Source organism: Cellulomonas sp. NEAU-ZC6 (assembly GCF_056844425.1).
Window position 1 is genome coordinate 78,024 of record NZ_JBXFYH010000005.1, and the last position, 22,495, is coordinate 100,518.

Below are 22,495 nucleotides of genomic sequence, written 5' to 3' on the forward strand. Positions count from 1 at the left end.
TCAGTCACCGGCCACGCGGCTCAGCCGCGCGGACGCGTAGGACTGCAGCTCGTGCCCGAAGGCGGCCAGGTCGTGCGCCCACATCAGGTCGCCCTGGACCAGGCCGTACAGCCGCTTGCCCGCCGCGATGTCCGCACCGGTCGCGGTGCGCGCGATGACGTCGCTGACCAGGTCGATCCGGCCGTTGCCGGTCGCGCCGACGTACACGGCGACGTGCCCGGACGGGTCGGCCAGCAGCAGCTCCACCGGGAACAGCTCGGACCCCATGCCCTCCGGCCGGTCCGGCGGGATGCGCCAGTAGCCCTGCTCGGTGGACCAGACGGCGCCCTCGCCGTCCGCGCCCGCCGGGGCGGCGTCGCCCGTCGCGCCGTCGTCACCCAGCGCCGAGGCGTCGTCCGGCACGACGACGAGCCGGATGGTGGACGTGTACGACAGGTACGGCCCGCCGTCGTGGTCGACGACCACGTCCTGCGTGAACGCCGTCTCCTCGACACCCGGGTAGCCGACGACGCCCTCGCCGTGCCAGCGGCCGACGAGCCAGGCCAGCGGGTACACCTCGGGCGCGAGGCCCTCGGGGATGGTGAACGCCATGGGGGCCCTTCTGCTCAGCGCTGTCCCTTGAACAGCCGGTACACGACGAAGAATGAGAACCAGCCGATCGCGATCGTCGCAGCGACGAGCAGGCCGATGAACACGATCTCGAGTGCGTGCATGCACCGATCCTAACGACGGAACCGGCCCGCGCCTTCCCGTCCCGCGCCGGTCAGGCCCGGGCGCCGCCGCGCAGCCGGGCGCCCAGCAGGTACAGCTCGCAGCCGAGGCACAGGCCGACGGCGGCGTTCAGCGTCGCCGCGACCAGCGCCAGCACCGCGGCCACCGGCACCGCGGCGCCGACGCCCGCGAGCGCCGGCAGCACGCCCGCGGCCGTGATGACCAGGCCGACCAGCTGCGCGAACCGCGGCGGACGCGGGTCCTCGGTGCCCGCCGGCGGCCCGAGCCGCGGCCGGACGAGCGCCCGGAACAGCATGCCCTGCACGGAGCCCTGGGCACCCCGGACGGCCCCGACCGCGAACAGGGCCGCCACGACCGCGAGGGCGACGGTGGCCGCCGCCCCGGGCAGCAGCAGCACCACCACGAGCAGGACCGCGGTGATCCCGGCCCCGACCCGGGGGCCGCGCGGGTCGATGCCGGCGGGGACGACGGTGGTGGCGGTGGCTGGGGTGGCGGTGGTGCGGGGCTCAGGGGGCACGACGGACCTTCCGGCGGGACGGGGGACGGGTCACCGGGCGGCGTGCGCGGCGTCGAGGTGCGTGAGGGCGTCGAGCGCCTGCACGCGGGTCGTGGCGCCGGACAGCCGGCCGCGCACGGTCCCGGCCGGGTCGAGCACCAGGACGGTCGGGGTGCGCAGGACGCCGAACCGGCGGACCAGGTCCAGCCGGTGCTCGGCGGCGAGCTCCACGTGGGCGACGCCGTCGGTCTGCCGCGCCAGGTCGCCCAGGACCGCGGCGGTGCCGCGGCACGCGGCGCACACCTCGGACGACAGCTGGACGAACGTCGCCGCGCTCCCGAGCGGGACACCGACGTCGCGCGCGGTCAGCCGGTCGTCGCCGGCCACGGCACCGAAGCGGCCGTTCCGCGCACGCCACAGCAGGCCGATCGCCAGGGCCAGGGCGAGCGCGGCCAGGACCAGCAGCAGGCGCAGCCCCACGCGGACCCCCGTCCCGTCCTGCGGGACGCCGGGGCCGCCTCAGCCCACCAGCACGCGCCCCACGACGTAGACGAGGATGCCGGTCACGGCCACGGGCAGCACAGCGACCGCCCAGCCCGCGAGACGATGTTCCAGGACGGCCATGCGGTCGAACAGGGCGTCCGCGGCGGCGCACAGCACGCCGACCGCCGCACCCAGCAGCGCGCCGGACACCAGGCCCACCGCGGGCAGCGCCGCCCCGGCGACCAGGCCGCCCGCGGTCGCCGCCCCCAGGGTCGCGCCGGCACCGGCCCAGCCGCGCAGCGGCAGCGCCGTCACGGCGGACCCGACCGCGAGCGCCACGGCGCCCGTGACGACCACGGCGTCGCCCGCCCCGGTCCGCTCGGCGGCCAGCCACCCCGCCGCGCAGACCGGCACCAGCGCCCCGGCGACGGTGCCGGCGACCGACTCGACCAGCCGTTCGCGCCCGTCCCGGCGCGCGAGCTCCGCGACGAACGAGGCGAGCACCGCGCCGGCGAACACCGCCGGCACGGCCCCCAGGAGCGGTTCGGTCGCGGTGACGTGCACGACCACCACGGAGACGGTGCCCGCGAGGCCGATGACCACGCCGCTGCCCACCCGCGCGGGCAGGCCGGCGACCAGCGGCCAGCCCACGGCGAACACCAGCGAGAGGAGGACGAGGAGGGCGGCCAGGACGACCCCGTCCCGCCCCGCGAGGGAGAGCCCGGCGAGGACACCGGCAACGGCGACGAGCGTCGCCAGGACCGCCGTGGTCACGGCACGATTCGACGCCTGCACGGGCGCCATCCTCGCATCCCCGGCCCGTCCGACCGGCATCGGGCCGCCGTCGCCGCGGGTTCTCCGGGGCCCGCGCGGCCCGCCCGGTCGCCGTCCGGCCGGGCCGGCGGGACCCTGGTGCGTCCGGCCCGCGCCATCTGACGTGACATCCACGCTGTACCGTGTCCCCCAATTCGGACGGGAGGAGGGTTCATCGTGGCCGACCTGCTGCTGCTCACGCCCGCGTCCGGAGGCTCCGCCCAGGTGCTCCCGGCGCTGGGGCTGCTGTCCCACCGGGTGCGGGTGCTGCCCGTGGAGCCGTCGGCGCTGGTGGACGCGCCCGACGCGGACATCGTCGTGCTGGACGCGCGCCGGGACCTCGTCACCGCCCGCACCACGTGCCGCCTGCTGCGCGCGACCGGGCTCACCGTGCCGCTCGTGCTGGTCCTCACCGAGGGCGGGCTCACCGTGGTCACCGCCGAGTGGGGCGCGGACGACATCGTGCTGGAGAACGCCACGCCCGCCGAGGTCGAGACCCGGTTCCGGCTCGTCATCGAGCGCGCCGCGTCCTCCGCCTACGACGACCAGCCCCAGGAGATCTCCTCCGGCGAGCTGATGATCGACGCCGGCGGGTACACCGCCCGGCTGCGCGGCCGCCCGCTCGACCTCACCTACAAGGAGTTCGAGCTGCTCAAGTACCTGGTGCAGCACCCGGGCCGCGTGTTCACCCGCGCCCAGCTGCTGCAGGAGGTGTGGGGCTACGACTACTACGGGGGCACCCGGACCGTCGACGTGCACGTGCGGCGCCTGCGCGCGAAGCTCGGGCCGGAGCACGAGCAGCTGATCGGGACCGTCCGCAACGTCGGCTACCGGTTCGACCCGCCCAAGGACCGGCGCTCCGGCGAGGGCACGGGCACGGCGGCTCCGTCCGAGGTCCCCGCCGAGGCCTGAGCCGGCACCGGCGGCTACAGTCGTCGGCGGTGTGCCGGGAAGTCGGGTCGGCGTCGCCGCTCGTCGATCTCCCGGAGGCCTCCCGGTGACCCAGTCCGCGCCACCCCCCAGCCCGGAACCGCGCACGCTGTTCGGGGCGCTGACGCCGGGCGGCAGCAGCAACTTCCTGGACACCCTGCGCGCCGAGCGCACCGGCGGCGTGCTGCTGCTGATCGGGGCGGTCGCGGCGCTCGTCTGGGCCAACTCCCCCTGGGCCGCGTCCTACACGACCGTGTCCGAGACCGTCGTGGGGCCGGCCGCGCTGCACCTCGACCTGAGCCTGTCCGCCTGGGCGACCGACGGGCTGCTCGCGATCTTCTTCTTCGTCGTGGGCCTCGAGCTCAAGCGGGAGATCGTCGCCGGGGAGCTGCGCCAGGCCCGGACCGCCGTGGTCCCGGTCGTCGCCGCCGTCGGCGGGATGGTGGTGCCCGCCCTGCTGTACGTCGCGGTGAACGCGACCGCGGCCGACGGCGCGCTGCGCGGCTGGGCCGTGCCCACCGCCACCGACATCGCGTTCGCCGTCGCGGTGCTGTCGGTCGTCGGCCGGAGCCTGCCGGCGTCGCTGCGCGCGTTCCTGCTCACGCTCGCGGTCGTGGACGACCTGCTGGGGATCGTCGTCATCGCGGTCGTCTACACCGAGGGCATCCAGCTGCTGACGCTCGCCGCGTCGCTGCTCGCCGTCGCCGCGTTCGCCTGGCTGGTGCGTGCCCGCCGGGGCGGTGCGGCGCGGCAGCTGGGCCTGCTGGTGCTCGGCGTGGCCGCGTGGACGCTCATGCACACGTCCGGGGTGCACGCCACGATCGCCGGCGTGCTGCTCGGCCTCACGGCGCCCGCCCTCGCCCGTCCCGGCGAGGAGGCCAGCGTCGCGGAGCGCCTGGAGCACCGGTGGCGGCCGGTGTCGGCCGGCTTCGCCGTCCCGGTGTTCGCGCTCTTCGCCGCCGGCGTCCCGCTCTCCGGCGCCGCCGTGGCGGCCGCGGTCGGCGACCCCGTCGCGCAGGGGGTCGCCGTCGGGCTGGTCGTGGGCAAGCCGATCGGCATCCTGGCCGCGACCTGGCTGGTCGCCCGGTTCACCCGCGCGGCGCTCGCGCCCGACCTGCACTGGCGGGACGTCGGGGCGGTCGGGCTGCTCGCCGGGATCGGCTTCACCGTCTCGCTGCTGATCGGCGAGCTCGCGTTCGGCGAGGGCAGCCCCCACGACGAGCACCTCACCGTCGCGATCCTGATCGCCTCCACGACGGCCGCCGTCCTCGGCGGGTCCGCGCTGGCGTGGCGCGACCGGCAGCACCGAGTCCACCAGGGAGCCGCCGGGACGCGGTAGGTTCGCACCCGATGACCGTCGACTCCGCCGCCCTGCTGCTCGACGGCCCGTGGCGGCACCACTTCGTGCCCGCCAACGGCGCCCGGTTCCACGTCGCCGTCGCCGGCCCCGACGACCGCGACGCCCCTCTCGTCGTGCTGCTGCACGGCCTGCCCGAGCTGTGGTGGGCGTGGCGGCACCAGCTGCCCGCCATCGCCGAGGACGGCTACCGCGTCGTCGCGATGGACCTGCGCGGCACCGGCGGGTCCGACAAGCCGCCGATCGGCTACGACGTCCCCACGCTCACGCGGGACGTCGCCGGCGTGGTGCGCTCGCTCGGCTGCGACCGCGCGGTCGTCGTCGGGCACGGCGTGGGCGGCGGCGACGTGGCGTGGGCGATGCCCGCCTACCACCCGGGGCTCACCCGCGGCGTGGCGGTGCTGTCGTCCCCGCACCCGCTGCTGCGCCGCGCCGACCCGCGGTCGGGACTGCGCGCCCGGGCCGCCCGCCGGATGGCGGCCGTCCAGGTGCCGTACCTGCCCGAGCGGTCGATGACGCACGGCGACCTGGTCGCGCGGCTGCTGCGCGAGTGGGGCGGGCCGCGCTGGCCGGACCCCGCCGCGCTGGCCCTGTACCGGCGCGCCGCGCAGGTCCCGTTCGCCGCGCACTCGGCGCTGGAGCAGGTCCGCTGGCTGTACCGGTCCGGCGCCCGCGCCGACGGGCGCCGGCACGCGATCGCCCTGCGCGCCGCCGAGCCGGTGCCGACGCTGCAGGTGCACGGCGGCTCGGACGGCTGCTACTCGGTGTCCCGGGCGATGGCCGACGGCTCCGTGGCGCGCCGCCTCGGCCCGCAGTACCGGTTCGAGATGCTGTCCGGCGCCGGGCACTACCTGCCCGAGGAGGAGCCGGCGCGGATCTCGGCGCTGCTCCGGGACTGGCTGGGCGAGCTCGGCTGACGGGGCCGGTCGTCAGGCCGGCGGCACGGGCGGCACCGGAGGCACCCCCACCCGCACGAGCGCCGACGGGCAGTCCCGCGTGATCGGGCACGTCGCGCAGTCCGGCTTGCGGGCGTGGCAGGTCCGCCGGCCGTGGAAGATCAGCCGGTGGCTCAGCAGGGTCCACTCCGCGCGCGGGATCAGCGCGGCGATGTCCTGCTCGACCTTGACCGGGTCCTCCTGCGTGGTCCAGCCGAGCCGGCGGGCCAGCCGGCCGACGTGCGTGTCCACGGTGATCCCCGGGATGCCGAACGCGTCGCCGAGCACGACGTTGGCCGTCTTGCGGCCGACCCCCGGCAGCGTCACCAGGTCCTCGAGCCGCGGCGGGACCTCGCCGTCGAACCGCTCGACCAGCGCGCGGCCCAGGCCCTGCAGCGACCGCGCCTTGGCCCGGAAGAACCCCGTCGGCCGGATCAGCCCCTCGAGCTCCTCGGGGTCCGCGCCCGCGTACGCGGCCGCGTCGGGGTACCGGGCGAACAGCGCCGGCGTGACCTGGTTGACCCGGACGTCCGTGGTCTGCGCCGACAGCACGGTGGCGACCAGCAGCTCCAGGGGCGAGGCGAAGTCCAGCTCGCACCGCGCGTCGGGCCAGCGGACCGCGAGCGCCCGGTTCACGCGCCGCGCCCGGCGCACGAGCGCCGTCGACGGGCGGTCGGCCGGCACGGGGACGCTGCTCACCGGCCCAGCGTAGATCCCCCGGCCCAACGCGTTCCTCCGGGGGAGTGACCGCGAAGTGGATCACATGACCAGGTCCTCAAGTCGGGACCACCGCGCGTCGAACCAGGAGGAGAGGACGGGCTGCAGCTGCGGGCCGACGCGAGAGAGACGGCGGACCGCATGACCCTGGCCAGCCCGGCCGACCAGCTCGTCGAGCTGCGACGCCAGCGCGGTTCCCTGCGCCTGGAGCACCAGCACGTGGTCCGGTGGCGCCGGCTGGTGCGCGACCGCCTGGAGCTCGCGGTCGCGGCCGCCGCGCCCCCCGAGGCCCCCGGTGCGTGCCCCGACGTCCGCGCCGTCCTGGGCTCCGCCGCCGGCGACGTGCCGCCCGCCGCCGAGCTCGCCGCCGCGGTCCGCGGCGCCCTGCCGATCGCCGAGGTGCACGAGCTGCCGCGGCTGCGTGACCTGGACCTGCGCCTCGCGCGGTACGAGATGCGGCTCGAGGACGCCCTGCGCGACCTGACCGACCGGTACATCGACCAGCTGGCCCGGGACGTCACCGAGGGCGGTGTCGACGCGCTCCGCGGTCCTGCCCGCGCGTGATGAGGCAGACTGAGGACCGTCACATCCCGGTAGAAGGTGAGGTTCTCCCAGTGGAGGACGACGTCGTGCTCACGGCGCCCCTGTTCGCGAACATGGACCCCGACGCGTCGAGGACGCTGCTCGCCTCGATGGTGCCGCTGCACGTGGGCCGCGGCGAGGTGCTGTTCCACGAGGGCGAGCCGGGCGACCGCCTGTACGTGATCCGCTCGGGCAAGATCAAGCTCGGCCGCCGGTCGAGCGACGGCCGCGAGAACCTGCTCGCGGTGCTCGGCCCGGGCGAGATGTTCGGCGAGCTGTCGCTCTTCGACCCCGGCCCGCGCACCGCCACCGCGACCGGCCTGGCCGACGCGGTCGTGCTGGAGCTCGGCCACCACGACCTGATCCCGTGGCTGGAGCAGAACCCGACGGTCGCCAAGCACCTGCTCGGGGCCCTCGGCCGCCGGCTGCGCCGCACCAACGACGCCCTCGCGGACCTGGTGTTCTCGGACGTCCCGGGCCGCGTCGCCAAGGCGCTGCTGGACCTGTCGCACCGGTTCGGCCAGCAGACCGACGAGGGCGTCCGGGTCGCGCACGACCTGACGCAGGAGGAGCTCGCGCAGCTCGTCGGCGCCAGCCGCGAGACCGTGAACAAGGCGCTCGCCGACTTCGCCGCCCGCGGCTGGGTCCGCCGCGAGGGCCGCGCCATCGTGCTGCTGGACCTCGAGCGCCTGGAGCGCCGCGCGCGCTGACGCCGCGGCACCGACGACGACGGCCCGCACCCCTCGCCGGGGTGCGGGCCGTCGGTGCGTGCGGCGGTCAGGCGCCGGGAGCCAGCTCCACGACGATCTCGACCTCGACCGGCGAGTCCAGCGGCAGCACGGCGACCCCGACGGCCGAGCGCGCGTGCACGCCCGCCTCGCCGAACACCTCGTGCAGCAGCGTGCTGGCGCCGTTGATGACGCCCGGCTGCCCGGTGAACGCCGGGTCGCTCGCCACGAAGCCGACGACCTTGACGACGCGCACGACCCGGTCCAGGTCCCCGACCAGGGAGGCGACCGCCGCGACGGCGTTCAGCGCGGCGGTGCGGGCCAGGCCCTGGGCGGTCTCCGCGGAGACCTGCCCGCCGCCGGTCCCGACCTTGCCGGTCACCGGGAGCTCGCCCGCGACGAACGGCAGCTGGCCGGACGTGTAGACGTACGGCCCCGTCTGCACGGCCGGCACGTAGGCGGCGACCGGTGCGGCGACCTGGGGCAGCTCGATGCCGAGCTCCGCCAGGCGCGCGAGGACGGCGCCGCTCACCGCTCGCCCGTCGGGCGCTTCAGGTAGGCGACGAGCCCGGTCTCGGACTGGAGCACCTGGACGAGCTCCCAGCCGTCCTGCCCCCACTGGTCGAGGATCGCCTTGGTCGCGTGGACGATGAGGGGGACGGTCGCGTACTCCCACGTGGTGGTGGCCATGCCGCCACCCTAGCGGCGGTGCCGCGTCAGGTGGCGACCGCCTGCGCCGCGTCCACGCCGACCAGCTCGTCGTACCACGACTCGACCTCGGGGCGGCGACGGCGCAGCGCACGGCGCTCGCGCTCGGTCATCCCGCCCCACACGCCGAAGTCGGCGCGGGAGTCCAGCGCGTCGGCGAGGCACTGCAGCCGAACGACGCACCCCCCGCACACGGAGCGCGCGTCCCGCTGCGCCGCCCCCTCCACGAACAGCTCGTCCGGTGCGACCTTGCCCGTGCCGCACGCGGCGGCCGCTGTCCAGTGCCCGTCGGGCCCTGCGATCGTCATACGTCCCTCGTCCCCTAGGTACGGGACGGGCCGTCCCGGGCCGGGACGCGCGAGCGCTCCCCGGCGGACGGTTCGGCAGTCCCCCTGCCCGGCGACCGTATCGGGTGACGGGTGCCCGGGGCATCCTCCGTTCGGGTTGTCGTGCCAGGTCGCCGCACGCGGACGCGCGTGTGCAGGTACCGTGCAGGTCCCCGCGGGCGCCCGAGACCGCCCCCGCGCGCTCAGGGGCCTCCCGTACCCTTTCCGGCATGCCTTCCTCCCCCACGCCGCGCGGGCGGCAGGTCACCGTCGTGCAGGCGGTGGCGCTGCTCCTCGCCTTCGTGCTGACCGCCGGCGTCGGCGGCCTGCTGACCGCCGGACTCGTGCTGCCCACGGTCGCCGTGGCGAACACCGCCACGGACCTGAGCGCCGAGGCGTTCGAGGACCTCCCGTCGGAGCTGGAGCGCAAGCCGCTGTCGGAGAAGTCCGTCATGCTCGCCGCCGACGGCTCGGTGCTCGCCGAGTTCTTCTCGGAGAACCGCGTCGTGGTGTCGCTGGAGCAGGTGTCGCCGCAGATGCAGAACGCGGTGATCGCGACCGAGGACCGCCGGTTCTTCCAGCACGGCGGCATCGACCCCGCCGGCATGGTGCGCGCGCTGGTGCAGAACTCGATCACCAGCTCGACCCAGGGCGCGTCGACCCTCACGCAGCAGTACGTGAAGAACGTGCTCATCGAGACCGCCGTCCGCGAGGGCGACCTCGCCGCGGCCGAGGCGGCCCGTGAGGCGGAGGGGGCCGAGGGCTACGCGCGCAAGCTCCGCGAGGCCAAGCTGGCGATCGCGCTGGAGAAGGAGCTCACGAAGGACCAGATCCTCGAGAACTACCTGAACATCGCGCAGTTCGGCGTGGCGACCTACGGCGTCGAGTCCGCCGCCCGGCGGTACTTCAGCAAGGGCGCGGTCGACCTCACGTACCTCGAGGCGGCGACGATCGCCGGCATCACGCAGAGCCCGACCGCGTTCGACCCGGTGAAGAACCCCGAGGCGTCGCAGGGCCGGCGCGACATCGTGCTCCGGCTCATGCTGCGCGAGGCCTTCATCACGCAGGAGGAGTACGACGCCGGCATCGCCACGCCGCTGCCGGACACCCTGCGCGTCAGCGAGGCGCAGAGCGGCTGCATGGCGGCGGGCAACGTCGTGCAGGGGTCGGGCTTCTTCTGCGACTACGTCACCCGCGTGATCCGGAACGACCCGGCCTTCGGCGAGACGCCCGAGGAGCGCGAGGACCTGCTGTACCGCGGTGGCCTCACCATCACCACGACGCTGGACTCCCGCATCCAGACGATCTCCGACACCGAGGTCAAGAACGGCGTCCCGGTCGACGACCCGTCCGGCGTCGGCTCCGCGATCTCCGTGGTCGAGCCGGGGACCGGCCAGATCAAGGCCATGGCGCAGAACCGCAACTACAACAACACCGCCGAGGCGGCCGGGCGCGACCTGTCGGTCAACTACAACGCCTCGTTCTCGTACGGCGGGTCCGGCGGCTTCGCCCCGGGCTCGACGTTCAAGCCGTTCACCCTGCTCGAGTGGCTCAAGCAGGGCCACAGCCTGAACGAGCGCGTCAACGGCAGCGTGCGCCCCCTGAACGAGAACCAGTTCACCTCGTGCGGCGTCAAGGGCGCGAACCGGAGCTGGACCCCCGGCAACTCCGAGGGCGGCGCCGGCACCATGACGGTGATGGACGCGACCCGGAACTCGGTGAACCTCGCGTACCTGACGATGGCCATGCAGCTCGACCTGTGCGGGATCATGGACGGTGCCGCGGCGCTGGGCGTCGTCCAGTCGCCGAGCGGGGTCGAGGGCCAGCGGTTCAACACCTTCCCGTCCAGCGTGCTCGGGTCCGACTCGACCACCCCGCTCGCCCTCGCCGGTGCGTACGCGGCGTTCGCGTCCGGCGGCGTCTACTGCCGGCCGATCGCCATCACCAACGTCAAGAACGCCGACGGCGAGGACATCCCGATCCCGGACGCGGGCTGCGCGCAGGCGATCGACCCCGAGGTCGCCAACTCGATGAACTACGCGCTCAGCAACGTCTGGAACGGCACCGCGCGCAGCCTCGGCGCGCCGCAGGGCTACACCGCGTCCGGCAAGACCGGCACCACCAGCGAGAACGAGCAGACCTGGTTCGTCGGCTACACGCCGCGTCTCGTCTCCGCCGTGTGGGTCGGGTTCGCCGACTCCTTCACGCCGATGCAGCGGATCACGATCAACGGCCAGTACATCCGCAACGTGTTCGGTGCGACGGTCGCCGGCGCCACCTGGCGGCGGGCCATGGACCAGGTGCTGGCCGACGGCCAGCCGAACCCCGGGTTCACGGCCCCCAGCAGCACGAGCATCTACGGCCGCTCCGTCCCGATGCCGTCGGTCGTCGGCAAGGACCAGAACACGGCCATCGCCGAGCTGCAGGCGGCCGGGTTCGGCGCGACGGTCGGCGGGTCCACCCCCTCCGACATCACGCCCGGCGCCGTGGTGAGCCAGAGCCCGTCCGGTGCGGCTCCCGCGGGGACGACCGTGACGCTGACGCTGTCGAGCGGGCCCGGAGCGGCGCCGCCGGCCGCCGAGAACCCCGGCGGTGGCGGCGGCGAGAACAACGGCAACGGCCGGGGCAACGGCTAGTGCCGCACCCCGTCACCCGGGCCGTGGGCGGTGCCGCCCTCGCGGGCGCGGCCGCGCTGACCTGGGGCGTCGTCGAGGCGCGCTGGTACACGCTGCGGGAGGTCACGGTCCCCGTGCTGCCGCACGGCCAGGACCCGCTGCGCGTGCTGCACCTGTCCGACCTGCACCTGACGCCGGGCCAGCACCGCAAGGTCGACTGGGTGCGCGACCTGGCGTCGCTGCAGCCCGACCTCGTCGTCGACACCGGTGACAACTGGGCGCACCTGGACGCGATGCCGTCCCTCCTGCACGCGCTGGAGCCGCACCTGACGACGCCGGGTGCGTTCGTGTGGGGGTCCAACGACTTCTTCGCGCCGTCGCCCAAGAACCCGGCCCGGTACCTGCTGCCGGACGCCCGCACCACCCCGGCCGCGCCGCCGGTGGAGCTGCCGTGGCGCGAGCTGGGACGCCGGTTCACCTCGGCCGGCTGGGTCGACCTGACCAACCGCCGGGGCGAGGTCACCGCCGCGGGCCGGCGCATCTCCCTGGTCGGCACGGACGACGCCCACCTGGACCGCGACCGGTTCCCCGCGGCCGGCGGCACCGACGACGTCCGCCCGGCCACGACCCGCGACGACGCCGGTGTCACCCGCGCCGGCCACGGGGACGTCGACCTGCACCTGGGGGTCACGCACGCGCCGTACGTGCGGGTGCTCGACGCCATGCACGCGGACGCGGTGGACCTGGTGCTCGCCGGGCACACGCACGGCGGCCAGCTCGCGATCCCCGGCTACGGCGCCCTGGTCACCAACTGCGACCTCGACCGCGGCCGGGCCAAGGGTCTGCACGGCTGGCCCGGCGCCCGCCCGGACGAGCGCGGCGGTGCCGACTCCACCTGGCTGCACGTCTGCGGCGGCCTCGGCACCTCCCCGTACGCCCCGGTGCGGTTCGCCTGCCGGCCCGAGGCGACGCTGCTGACGCTCGTCGCTGCCTGATCGCGGGGCTCACGGGCACCCGCAGGGAGCCGCGGTCCGGCGATTCACGACCACGGCCCTGCGTCGGCTATGCTTGCCAGGCTTCACCGGGGTGTGGCGCAGCTTGGTAGCGCGCCTCGTTCGGGACGAGGAGGTCGTGGGTTCGAATCCCGCCACCCCGACCGGTGACGAAGGCCCGGGCCTCACGGTCCGGGCCTTCGTGCTTCCCGGCGTCCGCGGCCGGCCGCGCGGTCAGCAGCTCGCGTGCTGCTCGTCGTGCTCGACGACCGCGGCGGCCTGCGCGGGTCCGCGGCTGTCGTCGCCCGCGCGGACGTCCTCGCGCGGCGCCTCGGCGCGACGCGCGCCGATGGCCTCGGGTGCGATGCGGAACCGGTCGCGGCCGGACTGCTTGGCCCGGTACAGCGCCACGTCCGCCGCGGCCAGCGCGCTCGCCGCCGGGCTGTCGGCCGTGATCAGGGCGATGCCGGCGGAGAACGTCACACCGGTGCCCTCCTCGGCCCACTCGGTACGCAGGGCCCGGAGCATGTTCATCGCCTGCACCGGCTCCGTGCGCGGCAGGATCAGCACGAACTCCTCGCCGCCGTACCGCGCGGCGTAGTCCCGGCGCCGCAGGTGCTGGTCGACGGCGTGCCCGAACCGCTCGAGCACCAGGTCCCCGGCGCCGTGCCCCTGGGTGTCGTTCACGCTCTTGAAGTGGTCGAGGTCGGCGATCACGACGGTGTCGCCGGCGACGGCCTGGACGAGGCGCTCGTCGAGGTCCCGGCGGTTGCCCAGCGAGGTGAGCGCGTCGGTGCGCGCGTCGGCCCGCAGCCGTGCCCGCAGCGCCCGCTGGTACGCGACGGAGACCGCGAGCAGCTGGGCGATCGCCCACCAGGTGATGCCGTAGATGGCCAGGCGCACCGCGACGTTGCCGTCGAGCACCGGCACCATCGAGGCGTAGACGACCCAGGCGAGAGGCAGCACGGCCAGTGCGGCCCGGGCCCGGTGGAACAGGCCGATGTAGACGAAGCAGAGCGGGATCAGACCCACGAACGCGGTCGCGAGGTCCGAGGTGGTCTGGCTCAGCACGCCGAGCGCGGCCAGGACGACGACGGGGAACACGAGCATGGCGCGGGAGTCGTGACGCCAACGCACCAGCAGGCTGACGCCGACCACGGCCAGCATCGCCGCGGACGTCCCTGCGAGGACCCGGAGCTCGTGCCCGTCGACGCCCAGGCAGAGCGCTCCCACGACGACGACGAGGCCGCTGAACAGCAGCAGCACCCGGCCGCCCGCGGCTGCGTGGCCACCGACCCGGAACCAGGCGGGGACGTGCGCCATCAGCCGCACGACGACGGGCATCTCCGGCACGCCGCGGTCGCGGGTGCGCGGGTCGTCCGGCGGCGCGATGGTCATGTCCAGATCATCGGCCGCCGGACCACCGCGCTGCAGGAGATCGTTGAGGTTTCACGGAATCCGCCGGTATCTCACAGGTTCCGCCCAGCGGAGGCGGCCGCTCACCGCCAGCGGAACAGCCTGGCCGCCAGCGGGACGAGGACCAGGGTCCACCCGGCCATGACCAGCAGCTCGCGCGTGGGGACGCCGGCGCCCACCCAGCCGTCGAGCATCGCCTGCGACCCGGCGCCCAGGGGCGTCCACGCGGCGACCTGCTGGACGACCTCGGGCATGATCGGCAGCGGCAGCCACACGCCGGCGAAGAACAGCGACACGAAGTAGACGGTCATGCCGATGCCGGTCGCGGACCCGGCGGTCGGCGCCCGGGCGGCGATCAGGGAGCCGACCCCGAACGTGGACGTCGCGGCCAGCAGGAACGCGAGCAGCACGACGCCGGGGTTCTCGGGAGCGGTGACGTCGACGACGAGCATCCCGACCGCGAGCGCCAGCAGCGCCGCGACCAGCAGCGCCGCCACGTTCACGAGGATCTGCGCGACCAGCAGCCGGGACGGCGGCAGCGGGGTGGTCGACAGCCGCCGCAGCACACCCTGACCCCGGTAGGTGGCGATGGTGATGGGGTAGACGGACAGCGCCACGGTGCCGATGGCCAGGGTCAGCACGACCGGCGTGTACCCGGTGATCCCGTTGATCTGGGACAGGAGCGGGTCGTCCTCGCTGAACGGCGTCGTGCCCCACGGCATGGCGAGGCCGAGCACCGCCAGCAGGACGGCCGGGAAGAACACGGCGAAGAACAGGTTGCCGGGGTCGCGCAGGGCGAGGCGCCCCTCGACGGCGGTGACCCGGGCGAGCACCCGGGGGCTGGTCGCGGACATGTCAGGCCTCCACGCGGGTCGTCGGCTGCAGGTCGAGGGCGTCGGAGCCGGGCTCCGCGCCGGTGAGGCGGACGAACGCGTCCTCCAGGGTGCTGCGGGTGACGCGCAGGTCCTCCGGCCGGACGCCGGCGGTGGCGAGCGCCACCATGACGTCCTGGACGACGTTGCCGGTGCCGCGGACCCGGACGGTGCCGTGGTCGTCCTGCTGGACCGCGAGCACGGAGGCCAGCGCGTCCAGCCCGGCGGGACCGACCGGTGCCGACGGGTGGAACGCCAGCGTCTGCTCGGCACCGACCCGGGCGGCGACCTCGGCGGGCGTCCCCTCGGCCACGACGCGGCCGGCGTCGACCAGCACGACCCGGTCGCAGAGCCGCTCCGCCTCCTCCATGAAGTGCGTGACCAGCACGATGGTGACGCCGCGCCGGCGCACCCGCTCGATCACGTCCCAGGTGTCGCGACGGGCCTGCGGGTCGAGGCCGGTGGTCAGCTCGTCGAGGATCGCGAGCTCGGGGTTGCCGACCAGCGCCAGCGCGATGGACAGCCGCTGCTTCTGGCCGCCCGACAGCGCCCGGTACTGGGTCCCGGCCTTGTCGGTCAGGCCCAGGTCGCGGAGCAGCTCGGCGGGGTCCGCGGGGTCGTCGTAGAAGGAGGCGTACTCCTCGACGGCCTCCCGGACGGTGATGCGCGCGGGCAGCGCGGACTCCTGCAGCTGCAGGCCGACGCGCTCGCGCAGGGCGGCGCGGTCGTGGGGCGGCCCGCCCGGGTCCAGCCCGAGGACGCGGACCGTGCCGCCGTCCCGGTCGCGCAGCCCGCCGATCATCTCGACGGAGGTGGTCTTGCCGGCGCCGTTGCGCCCGAGCACGCCGACGATCTCGCCGCGGGCGACGGTCAGGCTGACGTCGGCGACGGCCACGGTGCGGCCGTACCGCTTCTGCAGGTGCTCGGCGTGGATCACGGGTGCTTCCGAGGGCATGACGGAGTCTCCTGTCTGGCGGTGCGGTGGCAGAGCAGGGCGGGGTCGTGCGGGGTGGTGCGGGCGGTCAGCCGCGACGCGGCGCGATCGACCGGCGGGTGGCGATCAGCCAGAAGGCGGTGGCCATGGCCAGCGTCAGGACGGCCGCGACGGTGAGCACGAGGGCGAGCGGGGTGCTCCCGCCGTCACCGCCGAACAGCTCGGAGAACGGGACCCAGTCGTTCGAGTTGCCGACCAGGATGGTCATCACCAGCGACGGTCCCGCGGTGAGCGGGAGGGTGAGGGTCCCCCACCAGCCGCCCGCCGCGGCGTAGACCGTGCCGACCAGCAGGCCGCTGACGTAGGCGACGAGGAACGTGGCCAGGTACGCCACCAGCAGGCTGCCGAACGTCACGTCCGGGTCGAACCAGCCCTGGTCCTGCGGCGACCAGTCCCAGCCCATCGCGCCGTACCAGGCGCGCTCGAGCACCAGGCCGCCGGCCATCAGCAGGGCGAACGCGGCCGCGAGCCCGGCCGCGGCCAGCAGGGCGCCGCGCACGTAGCTGCGCCGGGTCATCCCGCTCGCGACGTGCACCTGCGGGTAGGCCGTGGCGACGCCGATCAGCACGGAGAACGGGAACCAGACCCCGCTCTGCCGGGCGAACCAGAGGACCGACGTCCCGACCTCCCCGAACGCGCCGATGAGGAACGGCAGCCCCACGACCACCACCAGGACGATCGCCCAGTACCAGAGGCCGACCTGGCCGAACCAGGCGAGCAGCGAGATCGCGGTCCGGAGCACGGGGCCCTGCCGTGTCGCCGGGCGGGCGGGGAACAGCGGACGGGTGGTGGTGCTCATCGGGCCCTCCCGAGCTCGCGCGCCGCGTCGGCGGCGCCGTCGGCGGTCAGGTGCACGAACAGGTCCTGCAGCGGCACGGGGCCGAGGTCCAGCCCGGCGGCGCGGGCGTCGGCCGCCTCGCCGTCCGCGAGCGTCGCGAGCACGGTCGCCTGCACGGTGCCGCCGAGCTGCTGGCGGCCGAGCACGGTGCGCCCGACCACGAACCGCTCCACCTCGCGCGCCGGGCCCGTGACCGAGACCCCCGTGACGCGGAGCGCGTCGGCGTCCTGGGCCAGCAGCACGCCGCCGCGGTCCAGCACGACGACGTGCTCCACCATCCGCTCGATCTCGCCGATCAGGTGGCTGCTGAGCACGATCGTGCGGGGGTGCTCGACGTAGTCCTCCAGCAGCGCGTCGTAGAACGCGTAGCGGGACGGCGCGTCGAGACCCAGGTGCACCTCGTCCAGGATGGTGAGGTCCGCCCGCGCGGCGACGCCGATCACGATGCCGAACGCCGACCGCTGGCCCCGGGACAGCTTCTGCGGCTTGGTGCCCGGGTCCAGCTCGAACCGGTCCATCAGCCGCTCGGCGACCTCGCGGGAGAACGCGGGGCGGCAGTCCTCGACGAACCGCAGGTTGCTGCGCAGCGACTCGGTGTCGAGCACGTCGCCCGACTCCCGGACCAGCAGCACCCGCGGCAGCAGGTCCTCGTTCTCCCAGGGGTCCTCGCCGCCGACCAGCACCGTGCCGGACGTCGGCCGGCGGAACGCCGCGACCACGGAGGCCAGGGTGGTCTTCCCGGAGCCGTTGCGCCCCAGCAGGCCGGTGATGGCGCCGGCGGGGACGGTCACGTCGACGTCGCGCAGCGCGTCCTTCGCCCCGTAGCGGACGGCGAGCCCGCGGGTCTCGACGCCGAGCGGCGCGCTCACGACGCCGCCCCGTCCCGCTCCGCACCGGCGGTGCGCGCGGCGTGCGCACGCAGCCGGGCGATGACGTCCTCGAGCGGGATGCCGAGCGCGCGGGCGTGGTCGGCGACCGGGTCGACGGTCTCCGCGAAGAACGTCTCGCGCCCCTCCGCCCGCAGCCGGTCCGGGGCGCCCGGCGCCACGAACATGCCGACCCCGCGGCGCTTGTACAGGATCCCGTCGTCGACGAGCTGCGCGAACGCCTTGGCCGCGGTGGCCGGGTTGATGCGGAAGGTGGTGGCGTACTGCGTCGTGCTCATCACCTGCTCCTCGGGCTGGAGGTCGCCCCGCAGGACGTCCTGGCGGATCTGGTCGGCGATCTGCACGTAGATGGGGTCGCGGCCGTCGAACACGGTGCGCCTCCTCTCGTGCCGGTGGTTCAGTGGTTCGTTACTCCACTAATGAACCACAGAGCACGCCGAACGCACAACCCCCTGCGCACCCCTCACCGGCCTCGCGCGCCGAGTGTCCACAAACCCGTGCGATGTGGGCGATATGTCCGGTGGTTTGTGGACCCTCGACGCGCACCTGGGGGCGCGGGAACCGGACGCACGCGAGCCCGGGACCAGATCGGTCCCGGGCTCGGGCGGTGGTGCGGGGTGCGCGGGTCAGGCGGTGGCGACGCCCCGGCGCGCGGCGACGAGCTCCGCGACCTGCACGGCGTTCAGCGCCGCGCCCTTGCGCAGGTTGTCGTTCGAGATGAACAGCGCGAGCCCGCGGCCGTCGGGCGCGCCCGGGTCCTGCCGGATCCGGCCGACCAGCGACGGGTCCGCACCGGCCGCGGCCTGCGGGGTCGGCACGTCGGCCAGCTGCACGCCCGGCGCGCCGGCCAGCAGCTCGTAGGCGCGCTCCGGCGTGATCGGCCGGTCGAACTCCGCGTTGATGGACAGCGAGTGGCCCGTGTACACCGGCACCCGGACGCAGGTGCCCGACACCAGCAGGTCCGGGATGCCGAGGATCTTGCGGGACTCGTTGCGGAGCTTCTGCTCCTCGTCCGTCTCCAGGCTGCCGTCGTCCACGAGGTTGCCCGCGAGCGGGATCACGTTGAACGCGATCGGCGCGACGTACTTCTGCGGCTCGGGGAAGGCCACCGCGGTGCCGTCGTGCACCAGCGCGAGCGTGTCCTGCTGCACCGCGCCGCGCACCTGCTCGTCGAGCTCGCGCGCGCCGGCCAGGCCGGAGCCGGAGACGGCCTGGTACGTGGACACGACCAGCCGGCGCAGGCCGGCCTCCGCGTGCAGCACCCGCAGCACCGGCATCGCGGCCATGGTCGTGCAGTTGGGGTTGGCGACGATGCCCTTGCGCGTCTCGTCGAGCGCGTCCGGGTTCACCTCGGAGACGACCAGCGGCACGTCCGGGTCCATCCGCCACGCGGACGAGTTGTCGATGACCGTGACGCCCGCGGCCGCGAACCGCGGCGCCTGCACCCGGGAGGTGGTCCCGCCGGCCGAGAACAGGGCGATGTCCAGGCCCGTCGGGTCGGCGGTCGCCGCGTCCTCGATCACGACGTCCTCGCCGCGCCACGGCAGGGTGCCGCCGGCCGAGCGGGCGGAGGCGAAGTAGCGGATCTCCGCGACCGGGAAGTCGCGCTCCTCGAGCAGCCGGCGCATGACGGCGCCGACCTGGCCGGTCGCGCCGACGACGCCGACCCGCAGCCCCTCGCGCGCGCTCACCGCCCGGTCCCCCCGTACACGACGGCCTGCTCGTCGGCGCTGTCCAGGTCGAAGGCGGTGTGCACGGCGCGCACCGCGTCGTCGAGCTGGTCGGCGCGCGTCACCACCGAGATGCGGATCTCGGACGTCGAGATCATCTCGATGTTGATGCCCGCCTCGGACAGCGCGGCGAACAGCTTCGCGGAGACGCCGGGGTGCGACTTCATGCCCGCCCCGATCAGCGACAGCTTGCCGATGGTGTCGTCGTACTGCAGCGACGTGAAGCCGATGTCGGGCTGGTGCTCCGTCAGCGCGGCGGTCGCGGCGGCGCCGTCGGAGGCCGGGAGCGTGAACGAGATGTCCGTGCGGCCGGTCGACGCGACGGAGACGTTCTGCACGATCATGTCGAGGTTGACCCCCGAGCCGGCGACGACCTGGAAGATGCGCGCGGCCTTGCCGGGCACGTCCGGGACGTCGACGATCGTGATCTTCGCCTCGCTGCGGTCGTGCGCGACGCCGGCGATGATCGGCTGCTCCATCGGTGCTCCTTCGGCTTCGTCCTGGACGTCGGTCACGAGCGTGCCCGTGCGGTTGGAGAACGACGAGCGCACGTGCACGGGGACGCCGTAGCGGCGCGCGTACTCGACGCAGCGCAGCACGAGCACCTTGGCCCCGCTGGCGGCCATCTCGAGCATCTCGTCGTAGGTGATCCGGTCGATCTTGCGCGCCGACGGCACGATCCGCGGGTCGGCGGTGAACACGCCGTCGACGTCGGTGTAGATCTCGCAGACGTCGGCGTGCAACGCGGCCGCGAGCGCCACCGCGGTGGTGTCGGAGCCGCCGCGGCCGAGCGTCGTCACGTCGTTCGTGTGCTGGGTGACGCCCTGGAACCCGGCGACGATCGCGACCGCGCCGGAGTCGACCGCCTGCTGGATGCGGCTCGGCGTCACGTCGATGATCCGCGCCTTGCCGTGCACCGAGTCGGTGATGACGCCGGCCTGCTGCCCGGTGAACGACTGCGCCTCGACACCGAGGTTGCTGATCGCCATCGCCAGCAGCGACATCGAGATGCGCTCCCCCGCGGTCAGCAGGATGTCCATCTCGCGCTGCGGCGGCAGCGGCGTGACCTGCTGGGCGAGGTCGATCAGCTCGTCCGTCGTGTCGCCCATCGCGGAGACCACCACGACGACGTCGTCCCCGGCCCGCTTCGCCTCCGCGATCCGCTTCGCGACGCGCTTGATGCTGTCGGCATCAGCGACCGAGGAACCGCCGTACTTCTGCACGATGAGGGCCACGAGAGGTGCTTTCCGGGTGCGGTGGACGGTCGCGCGCGGCGACCGGCAGGGTCGCGGCGCAGTCTAGGCCGCGCGCGTCCCGCCGCCGCGGCGCGCCCGCATCGCGGGACCGGGGGACGCGCGGCTCAGCGCAGCTCGGACCCGAGCCGGACGATCAGCACGGTCACCACCACCAGGAACACCACCCGCACGAAGCCGCTGCCGCGCGCCACGGCGGTGCGGGCGCCGAGGTAGGAGCCGAGGACGTTCGCCGCGCCGACCAGCAGCCCGAGCCGCCACAGCGGCGCCCCCTGGACGGTGAACACGATCAGCGCACCCAGGTTGGTGGCGGCGTTGACGATCTTGGCCTGCGCCGACGCCTGCAGGAACGCGTACCCGAGCACGCCGACCAGGGCGATCACCAGGAACGAGCCGGTGCCCGGCCCGAGCAGGCCGTCGTAGAACCCGATGCCCGCGCCGAGCGCCAGCGCGACGGCCAGGTGCGTGCGGCCCTGCCAGCGCAGCTCCGTGGCGCGGCCCACCTGCGGGCGCGCGACGGTGTAGACGGCGACCGCGACCAGCGCCACGAGGATCACCGGCACGAACACGTCCTCCGGCAGCGACGACGCGAGCGCCGCCCCGCCACCCGCGCCGGCCAGCGCCGCGGCCGCCATCGGCCCGGCCGTCGACAGGTCGGGCTGCACGCGCCGGTAGTAGGTCGCGGCGCTCACGGACGTCCCCATGATCCCGGCGAGCTTGTTGGTCGCCAGGGCCTGCACCGGGCTGATGCCCGGCACCAGCAGCAGCGCGGGCAGCTGGACCAGCCCGCCACCGCCGACCACGGCGTCCACCCAGCCGGCGGCGAACCCGGCCAGGACGAGCAGGAGGACGGCGGCGAGCGAGAGCTCCAGGCCGGAGACCGTCACGCGGGGCGGTGGGCGGCGACCACGGCCGCGCCCGCGTGCTGCAGCGCGGCCGCGACGGCACGCGCGCGCTCCCCGCCCGCGACGTACCCGGCGACCATCGCGCCGTCCCGCAGGATGACGAGCTCCTCGGCCGCGCCCTCGGCGTCGGCCAGCCCGAGCGCACCCAGGAGCTCCGCCGCGGTCGCGACCATCCAGCGGCGGTGCTCGGCGACCACGGCACGCACCGGGTGGTCCGGGTCGGCGTACTCGGCGGCGGCGTTGATGAACGGGCAGCCGCGGAACCCCGGCGCGCACGACTCCCGGCCCAGCACCTCGGCGTACCCGCGCAGGACGGCCGCGGGGTCGCCCGGGTGCTCCGCGCGCGCGGCGTCCACCGCGGCCCGCTCCGCCGTGGCCACGGCGACCAGGTACGCGACGACCAGCGCGTCCTTGGTGGCGAAGTGCCGGTAGAAGGTCACCTTGCTGACCCCGGCCGCGGCGATCACCCGGTCCGCGCTCACGGCTCGGATGCCGTCCGCGTAGAACAGACCGGTCGCGGCCCGCAGGATGCGCGCGGCGACGGGCGAGGAGGGGCCCTCCGCCGGCGCGGGGGCGGCGAGCGGCGGCCAGGTGAGGCCGGTGGTCGTCATGGGTGTGTCCCTCGGCGGTGTGACGCGGTCGCGGAGCCGTCAGTGTGGCACGGGCCCGGGCGGTGTGGTTGTGTAGTAGACGAACTAGTAACTCTACCTGGAGGTCCCCGCATGAGCGCGCTCTACACCGCCACCGCCACCTCGACCGGCGAGGGCCGCGCCGGAGGCCGGGTCACCAGCGACGACGGCGTCCTCGACCTCACGCTCGCCGTCCCCGCGCCGATGGGCGGCCCCGGCGGCGGCACCAACCCCGAGCAGCTGTTCGCCGCCGGCTGGGCCGCCTGCTTCCACTCCGCGCTCAAGGGCGTCGCCGCCGCCGCGAAGACCCCGATCCGGGACAGCGCCGTCGTCGCCGACATCGGCATCCTGCCGAACGGCACCGGCGGCTACACCCTGAGCGCCGCCCTGCACGTCGAGATCGGCGGGGTCGACCAGGCCACCGCCGAGAAGCTCGTCGAGCAGGCCCACCAGGTGTGCCCGTACTCCAACGCGACCCGCGGCAACATCGACGTCGTGCTGGACACCACCGTCGCCTGACCGGACCGCGCCGTCCGCCCCCGCCCTGGGCGGCAGCC

Annotated in this window: 26 protein-coding genes and 1 tRNA gene; 9 read left to right on the plus strand and 18 right to left on the minus strand. The window is 74.9% G+C overall.

The window, feature by feature from the left end; translation table 11 throughout:
• The 4 genes from AC1050_RS17990 to AC1050_RS18005 all read right to left on the minus strand — a co-directional run bounded on the left by AC1050_RS17990 (window position 1) and on the right by AC1050_RS18005 (window position 2,485).
• Complete coding sequence (locus AC1050_RS17990; RefSeq protein ID WP_482388778.1) at window positions 1-591, minus strand: heme-binding beta-barrel domain-containing protein; 591 nt, start codon at window positions 589-591, stop codon at window positions 1-3.
• Window positions 592-763: 172 nt separating this feature from the next.
• On the minus strand, window positions 764-1,249 hold the full coding sequence (locus tag AC1050_RS17995; protein WP_482388779.1) for a DUF4395 domain-containing protein: 486 nt from the start codon (window positions 1,247-1,249) through the stop codon (window positions 764-766).
• A 30-nt stretch (window positions 1,250-1,279) separates the two neighbouring features.
• Window positions 1,280-1,708, minus strand: coding sequence for a TlpA family protein disulfide reductase (locus tag AC1050_RS18000; protein WP_482388780.1), 429 nt, complete (start codon window positions 1,706-1,708; stop codon window positions 1,280-1,282).
• Window positions 1,709-1,747: 39 nt separating this feature from the next.
• Window positions 1,748-2,485 carry a hypothetical protein gene (locus AC1050_RS18005; protein WP_482388781.1) on the minus strand — a complete coding sequence of 246 codons (738 nt, stop codon included), beginning with the start codon at window positions 2,483-2,485 and terminating at the stop codon, window positions 1,748-1,750.
• A gap of 216 nt (window positions 2,486-2,701) precedes the next feature.
• Here AC1050_RS18005 and AC1050_RS18010 point away from each other — a divergent pair, with 216 nt between their 5' ends.
• The 3 genes from AC1050_RS18010 to AC1050_RS18020 all read left to right on the plus strand — a co-directional run bounded on the left by AC1050_RS18010 (window position 2,702) and on the right by AC1050_RS18020 (window position 5,728).
• Window positions 2,702-3,436: a winged helix-turn-helix transcriptional regulator gene (locus AC1050_RS18010; RefSeq protein ID WP_482388782.1), complete on the plus strand. Its 735-nt coding sequence runs from the start codon at window positions 2,702-2,704 to the stop codon at window positions 3,434-3,436.
• An 85-nt stretch (window positions 3,437-3,521) separates the two neighbouring features.
• A complete protein-coding gene (gene nhaA, locus AC1050_RS18015; RefSeq protein WP_482388783.1) occupies window positions 3,522-4,793 on the plus strand; it encodes a Na+/H+ antiporter NhaA in 1,272 nt (423 codons plus the stop codon).
• An 11-nt stretch (window positions 4,794-4,804) separates the two neighbouring features.
• On the plus strand, window positions 4,805-5,728 hold the full coding sequence (locus tag AC1050_RS18020; RefSeq protein ID WP_482388784.1) for an alpha/beta fold hydrolase: 924 nt from the start codon (window positions 4,805-4,807) through the stop codon (window positions 5,726-5,728).
• Window positions 5,729-5,740: 12 nt separating this feature from the next.
• Here the strand turns inward: AC1050_RS18020 and nth are convergent, their stop codons facing one another.
• Window positions 5,741-6,445 carry an endonuclease III gene (nth, locus tag AC1050_RS18025; protein ID WP_482388785.1) on the minus strand — a complete coding sequence of 235 codons (705 nt, stop codon included), beginning with the start codon at window positions 6,443-6,445 and terminating at the stop codon, window positions 5,741-5,743.
• Between the two features lie 159 nt (window positions 6,446-6,604).
• On the opposite strand from nth, the gene AC1050_RS18030 reads away from it, so the two are divergent.
• Both AC1050_RS18030 and AC1050_RS18035 read left to right on the plus strand, forming a co-directional pair.
• The gene (locus tag AC1050_RS18030; RefSeq protein WP_482388786.1) at window positions 6,605-7,027 is read left to right on the plus strand and encodes a hypothetical protein; all 423 of its coding nucleotides are present in this window, start codon (window positions 6,605-6,607) and stop codon (window positions 7,025-7,027) included.
• Window positions 7,028-7,077: 50 nt separating this feature from the next.
• A complete protein-coding gene (locus AC1050_RS18035) occupies window positions 7,078-7,755 on the plus strand; it encodes a Crp/Fnr family transcriptional regulator (protein WP_482388787.1) in 678 nt (225 codons plus the stop codon).
• A gap of 67 nt (window positions 7,756-7,822) precedes the next feature.
• Here the strand turns inward: AC1050_RS18035 and AC1050_RS18040 are convergent, their stop codons facing one another.
• From AC1050_RS18040 to AC1050_RS18050, 3 genes are read right to left on the minus strand one after another with little or no spacing between them, the layout of a single operon-like run.
• On the minus strand, window positions 7,823-8,305 hold the full coding sequence (locus AC1050_RS18040; RefSeq protein ID WP_482388788.1) for a RidA family protein: 483 nt from the start codon (window positions 8,303-8,305) through the stop codon (window positions 7,823-7,825).
• On the minus strand, window positions 8,302-8,463 hold the full coding sequence (sp36, locus tag AC1050_RS18045) for a Sp36 family protein (protein WP_203669286.1): 162 nt from the start codon (window positions 8,461-8,463) through the stop codon (window positions 8,302-8,304). The genes AC1050_RS18040 and sp36 overlap by 4 nt, the downstream gene beginning before the upstream one ends.
• A 26-nt stretch (window positions 8,464-8,489) precedes the next feature.
• Window positions 8,490-8,789 carry a WhiB family transcriptional regulator gene (locus AC1050_RS18050; protein ID WP_482388789.1) on the minus strand — a complete coding sequence of 100 codons (300 nt, stop codon included), beginning with the start codon at window positions 8,787-8,789 and terminating at the stop codon, window positions 8,490-8,492.
• Between the two features lie 248 nt (window positions 8,790-9,037).
• Here AC1050_RS18050 and AC1050_RS18055 point away from each other — a divergent pair, with 248 nt between their 5' ends.
• From AC1050_RS18055 to AC1050_RS18065, 3 genes are all read left to right on the plus strand, one after another.
• Window positions 9,038-11,443 (plus strand): transglycosylase domain-containing protein, encoded by a 2,406-nt coding sequence (locus AC1050_RS18055; RefSeq protein WP_482388790.1) that lies wholly within the window; start codon window positions 9,038-9,040, stop codon window positions 11,441-11,443.
• Complete coding sequence (locus AC1050_RS18060; protein WP_482388791.1) at window positions 11,443-12,417, plus strand: metallophosphoesterase; 975 nt, start codon at window positions 11,443-11,445, stop codon at window positions 12,415-12,417. Before AC1050_RS18055 ends, AC1050_RS18060 begins: the two co-directional genes overlap by 1 nt.
• A gap of 87 nt (window positions 12,418-12,504) precedes the next feature.
• Window positions 12,505-12,578: transfer RNA gene (locus tag AC1050_RS18065), tRNA-Pro, on the plus strand.
• 70 nt (window positions 12,579-12,648) lie between these two features.
• On the opposite strand, the gene AC1050_RS18070 is transcribed toward AC1050_RS18065, so the two are convergent.
• From AC1050_RS18070 to AC1050_RS18115, 10 genes are all read right to left on the minus strand, one after another.
• Window positions 12,649-13,812 (minus strand): GGDEF domain-containing protein, encoded by a 1,164-nt coding sequence (locus tag AC1050_RS18070; RefSeq protein WP_482388792.1) that lies wholly within the window; start codon window positions 13,810-13,812, stop codon window positions 12,649-12,651.
• Between the two features lie 101 nt (window positions 13,813-13,913).
• On the minus strand, window positions 13,914-14,684 hold the full coding sequence (locus AC1050_RS18075; RefSeq protein ID WP_482388793.1) for an ABC transporter permease: 771 nt from the start codon (window positions 14,682-14,684) through the stop codon (window positions 13,914-13,916).
• Between the two features lies 1 nt (window position 14,685).
• Window positions 14,686-15,657 carry an ABC transporter ATP-binding protein gene (locus AC1050_RS18080; RefSeq protein ID WP_482388794.1) on the minus strand — a complete coding sequence of 324 codons (972 nt, stop codon included), beginning with the start codon at window positions 15,655-15,657 and terminating at the stop codon, window positions 14,686-14,688.
• Between the two features lie 67 nt (window positions 15,658-15,724).
• Window positions 15,725-16,495 (minus strand): hypothetical protein, encoded by a 771-nt coding sequence (locus AC1050_RS18085; RefSeq protein WP_482388795.1) that lies wholly within the window; start codon window positions 16,493-16,495, stop codon window positions 15,725-15,727.
• Window positions 16,492-17,403: an ATP-binding cassette domain-containing protein gene (locus AC1050_RS18090; RefSeq protein WP_482388796.1), complete on the minus strand. Its 912-nt coding sequence runs from the start codon at window positions 17,401-17,403 to the stop codon at window positions 16,492-16,494. The genes AC1050_RS18085 and AC1050_RS18090 overlap by 4 nt, the downstream gene beginning before the upstream one ends.
• A complete protein-coding gene (locus AC1050_RS18095) occupies window positions 17,400-17,792 on the minus strand; it encodes a GntR family transcriptional regulator (protein ID WP_482388797.1) in 393 nt (130 codons plus the stop codon). Before AC1050_RS18095 ends, AC1050_RS18090 begins: the two co-directional genes overlap by 4 nt.
• 255 nt (window positions 17,793-18,047) lie before the next feature.
• Window positions 18,048-19,112 carry an aspartate-semialdehyde dehydrogenase gene (locus tag AC1050_RS18100; RefSeq protein WP_482388798.1) on the minus strand — a complete coding sequence of 355 codons (1,065 nt, stop codon included), beginning with the start codon at window positions 19,110-19,112 and terminating at the stop codon, window positions 18,048-18,050.
• Entirely contained in the window at window positions 19,109-20,386 is a 1,278-nt protein-coding gene (locus AC1050_RS18105; protein WP_482388799.1) for an aspartate kinase, read from the minus strand. Before AC1050_RS18105 ends, AC1050_RS18100 begins: the two co-directional genes overlap by 4 nt.
• A gap of 125 nt (window positions 20,387-20,511) precedes the next feature.
• Window positions 20,512-21,291, minus strand: a complete 780-nt coding sequence (locus AC1050_RS18110) for a TSUP family transporter (RefSeq protein ID WP_482388800.1) — start codon at window positions 21,289-21,291, stop codon at window positions 20,512-20,514.
• Window positions 21,288-21,920, minus strand: a complete 633-nt coding sequence (locus AC1050_RS18115) for a TetR/AcrR family transcriptional regulator (protein ID WP_482388801.1) — start codon at window positions 21,918-21,920, stop codon at window positions 21,288-21,290. The genes AC1050_RS18110 and AC1050_RS18115 overlap by 4 nt, the downstream gene beginning before the upstream one ends.
• A gap of 111 nt (window positions 21,921-22,031) precedes the next feature.
• Here AC1050_RS18115 and AC1050_RS18120 point away from each other — a divergent pair, with 111 nt between their 5' ends.
• Window positions 22,032-22,457, plus strand: a complete 426-nt coding sequence (locus AC1050_RS18120; protein WP_482388802.1) for an organic hydroperoxide resistance protein — start codon at window positions 22,032-22,034, stop codon at window positions 22,455-22,457.
• The last annotated feature ends 38 nt before the right edge of the window (window positions 22,458-22,495 follow it).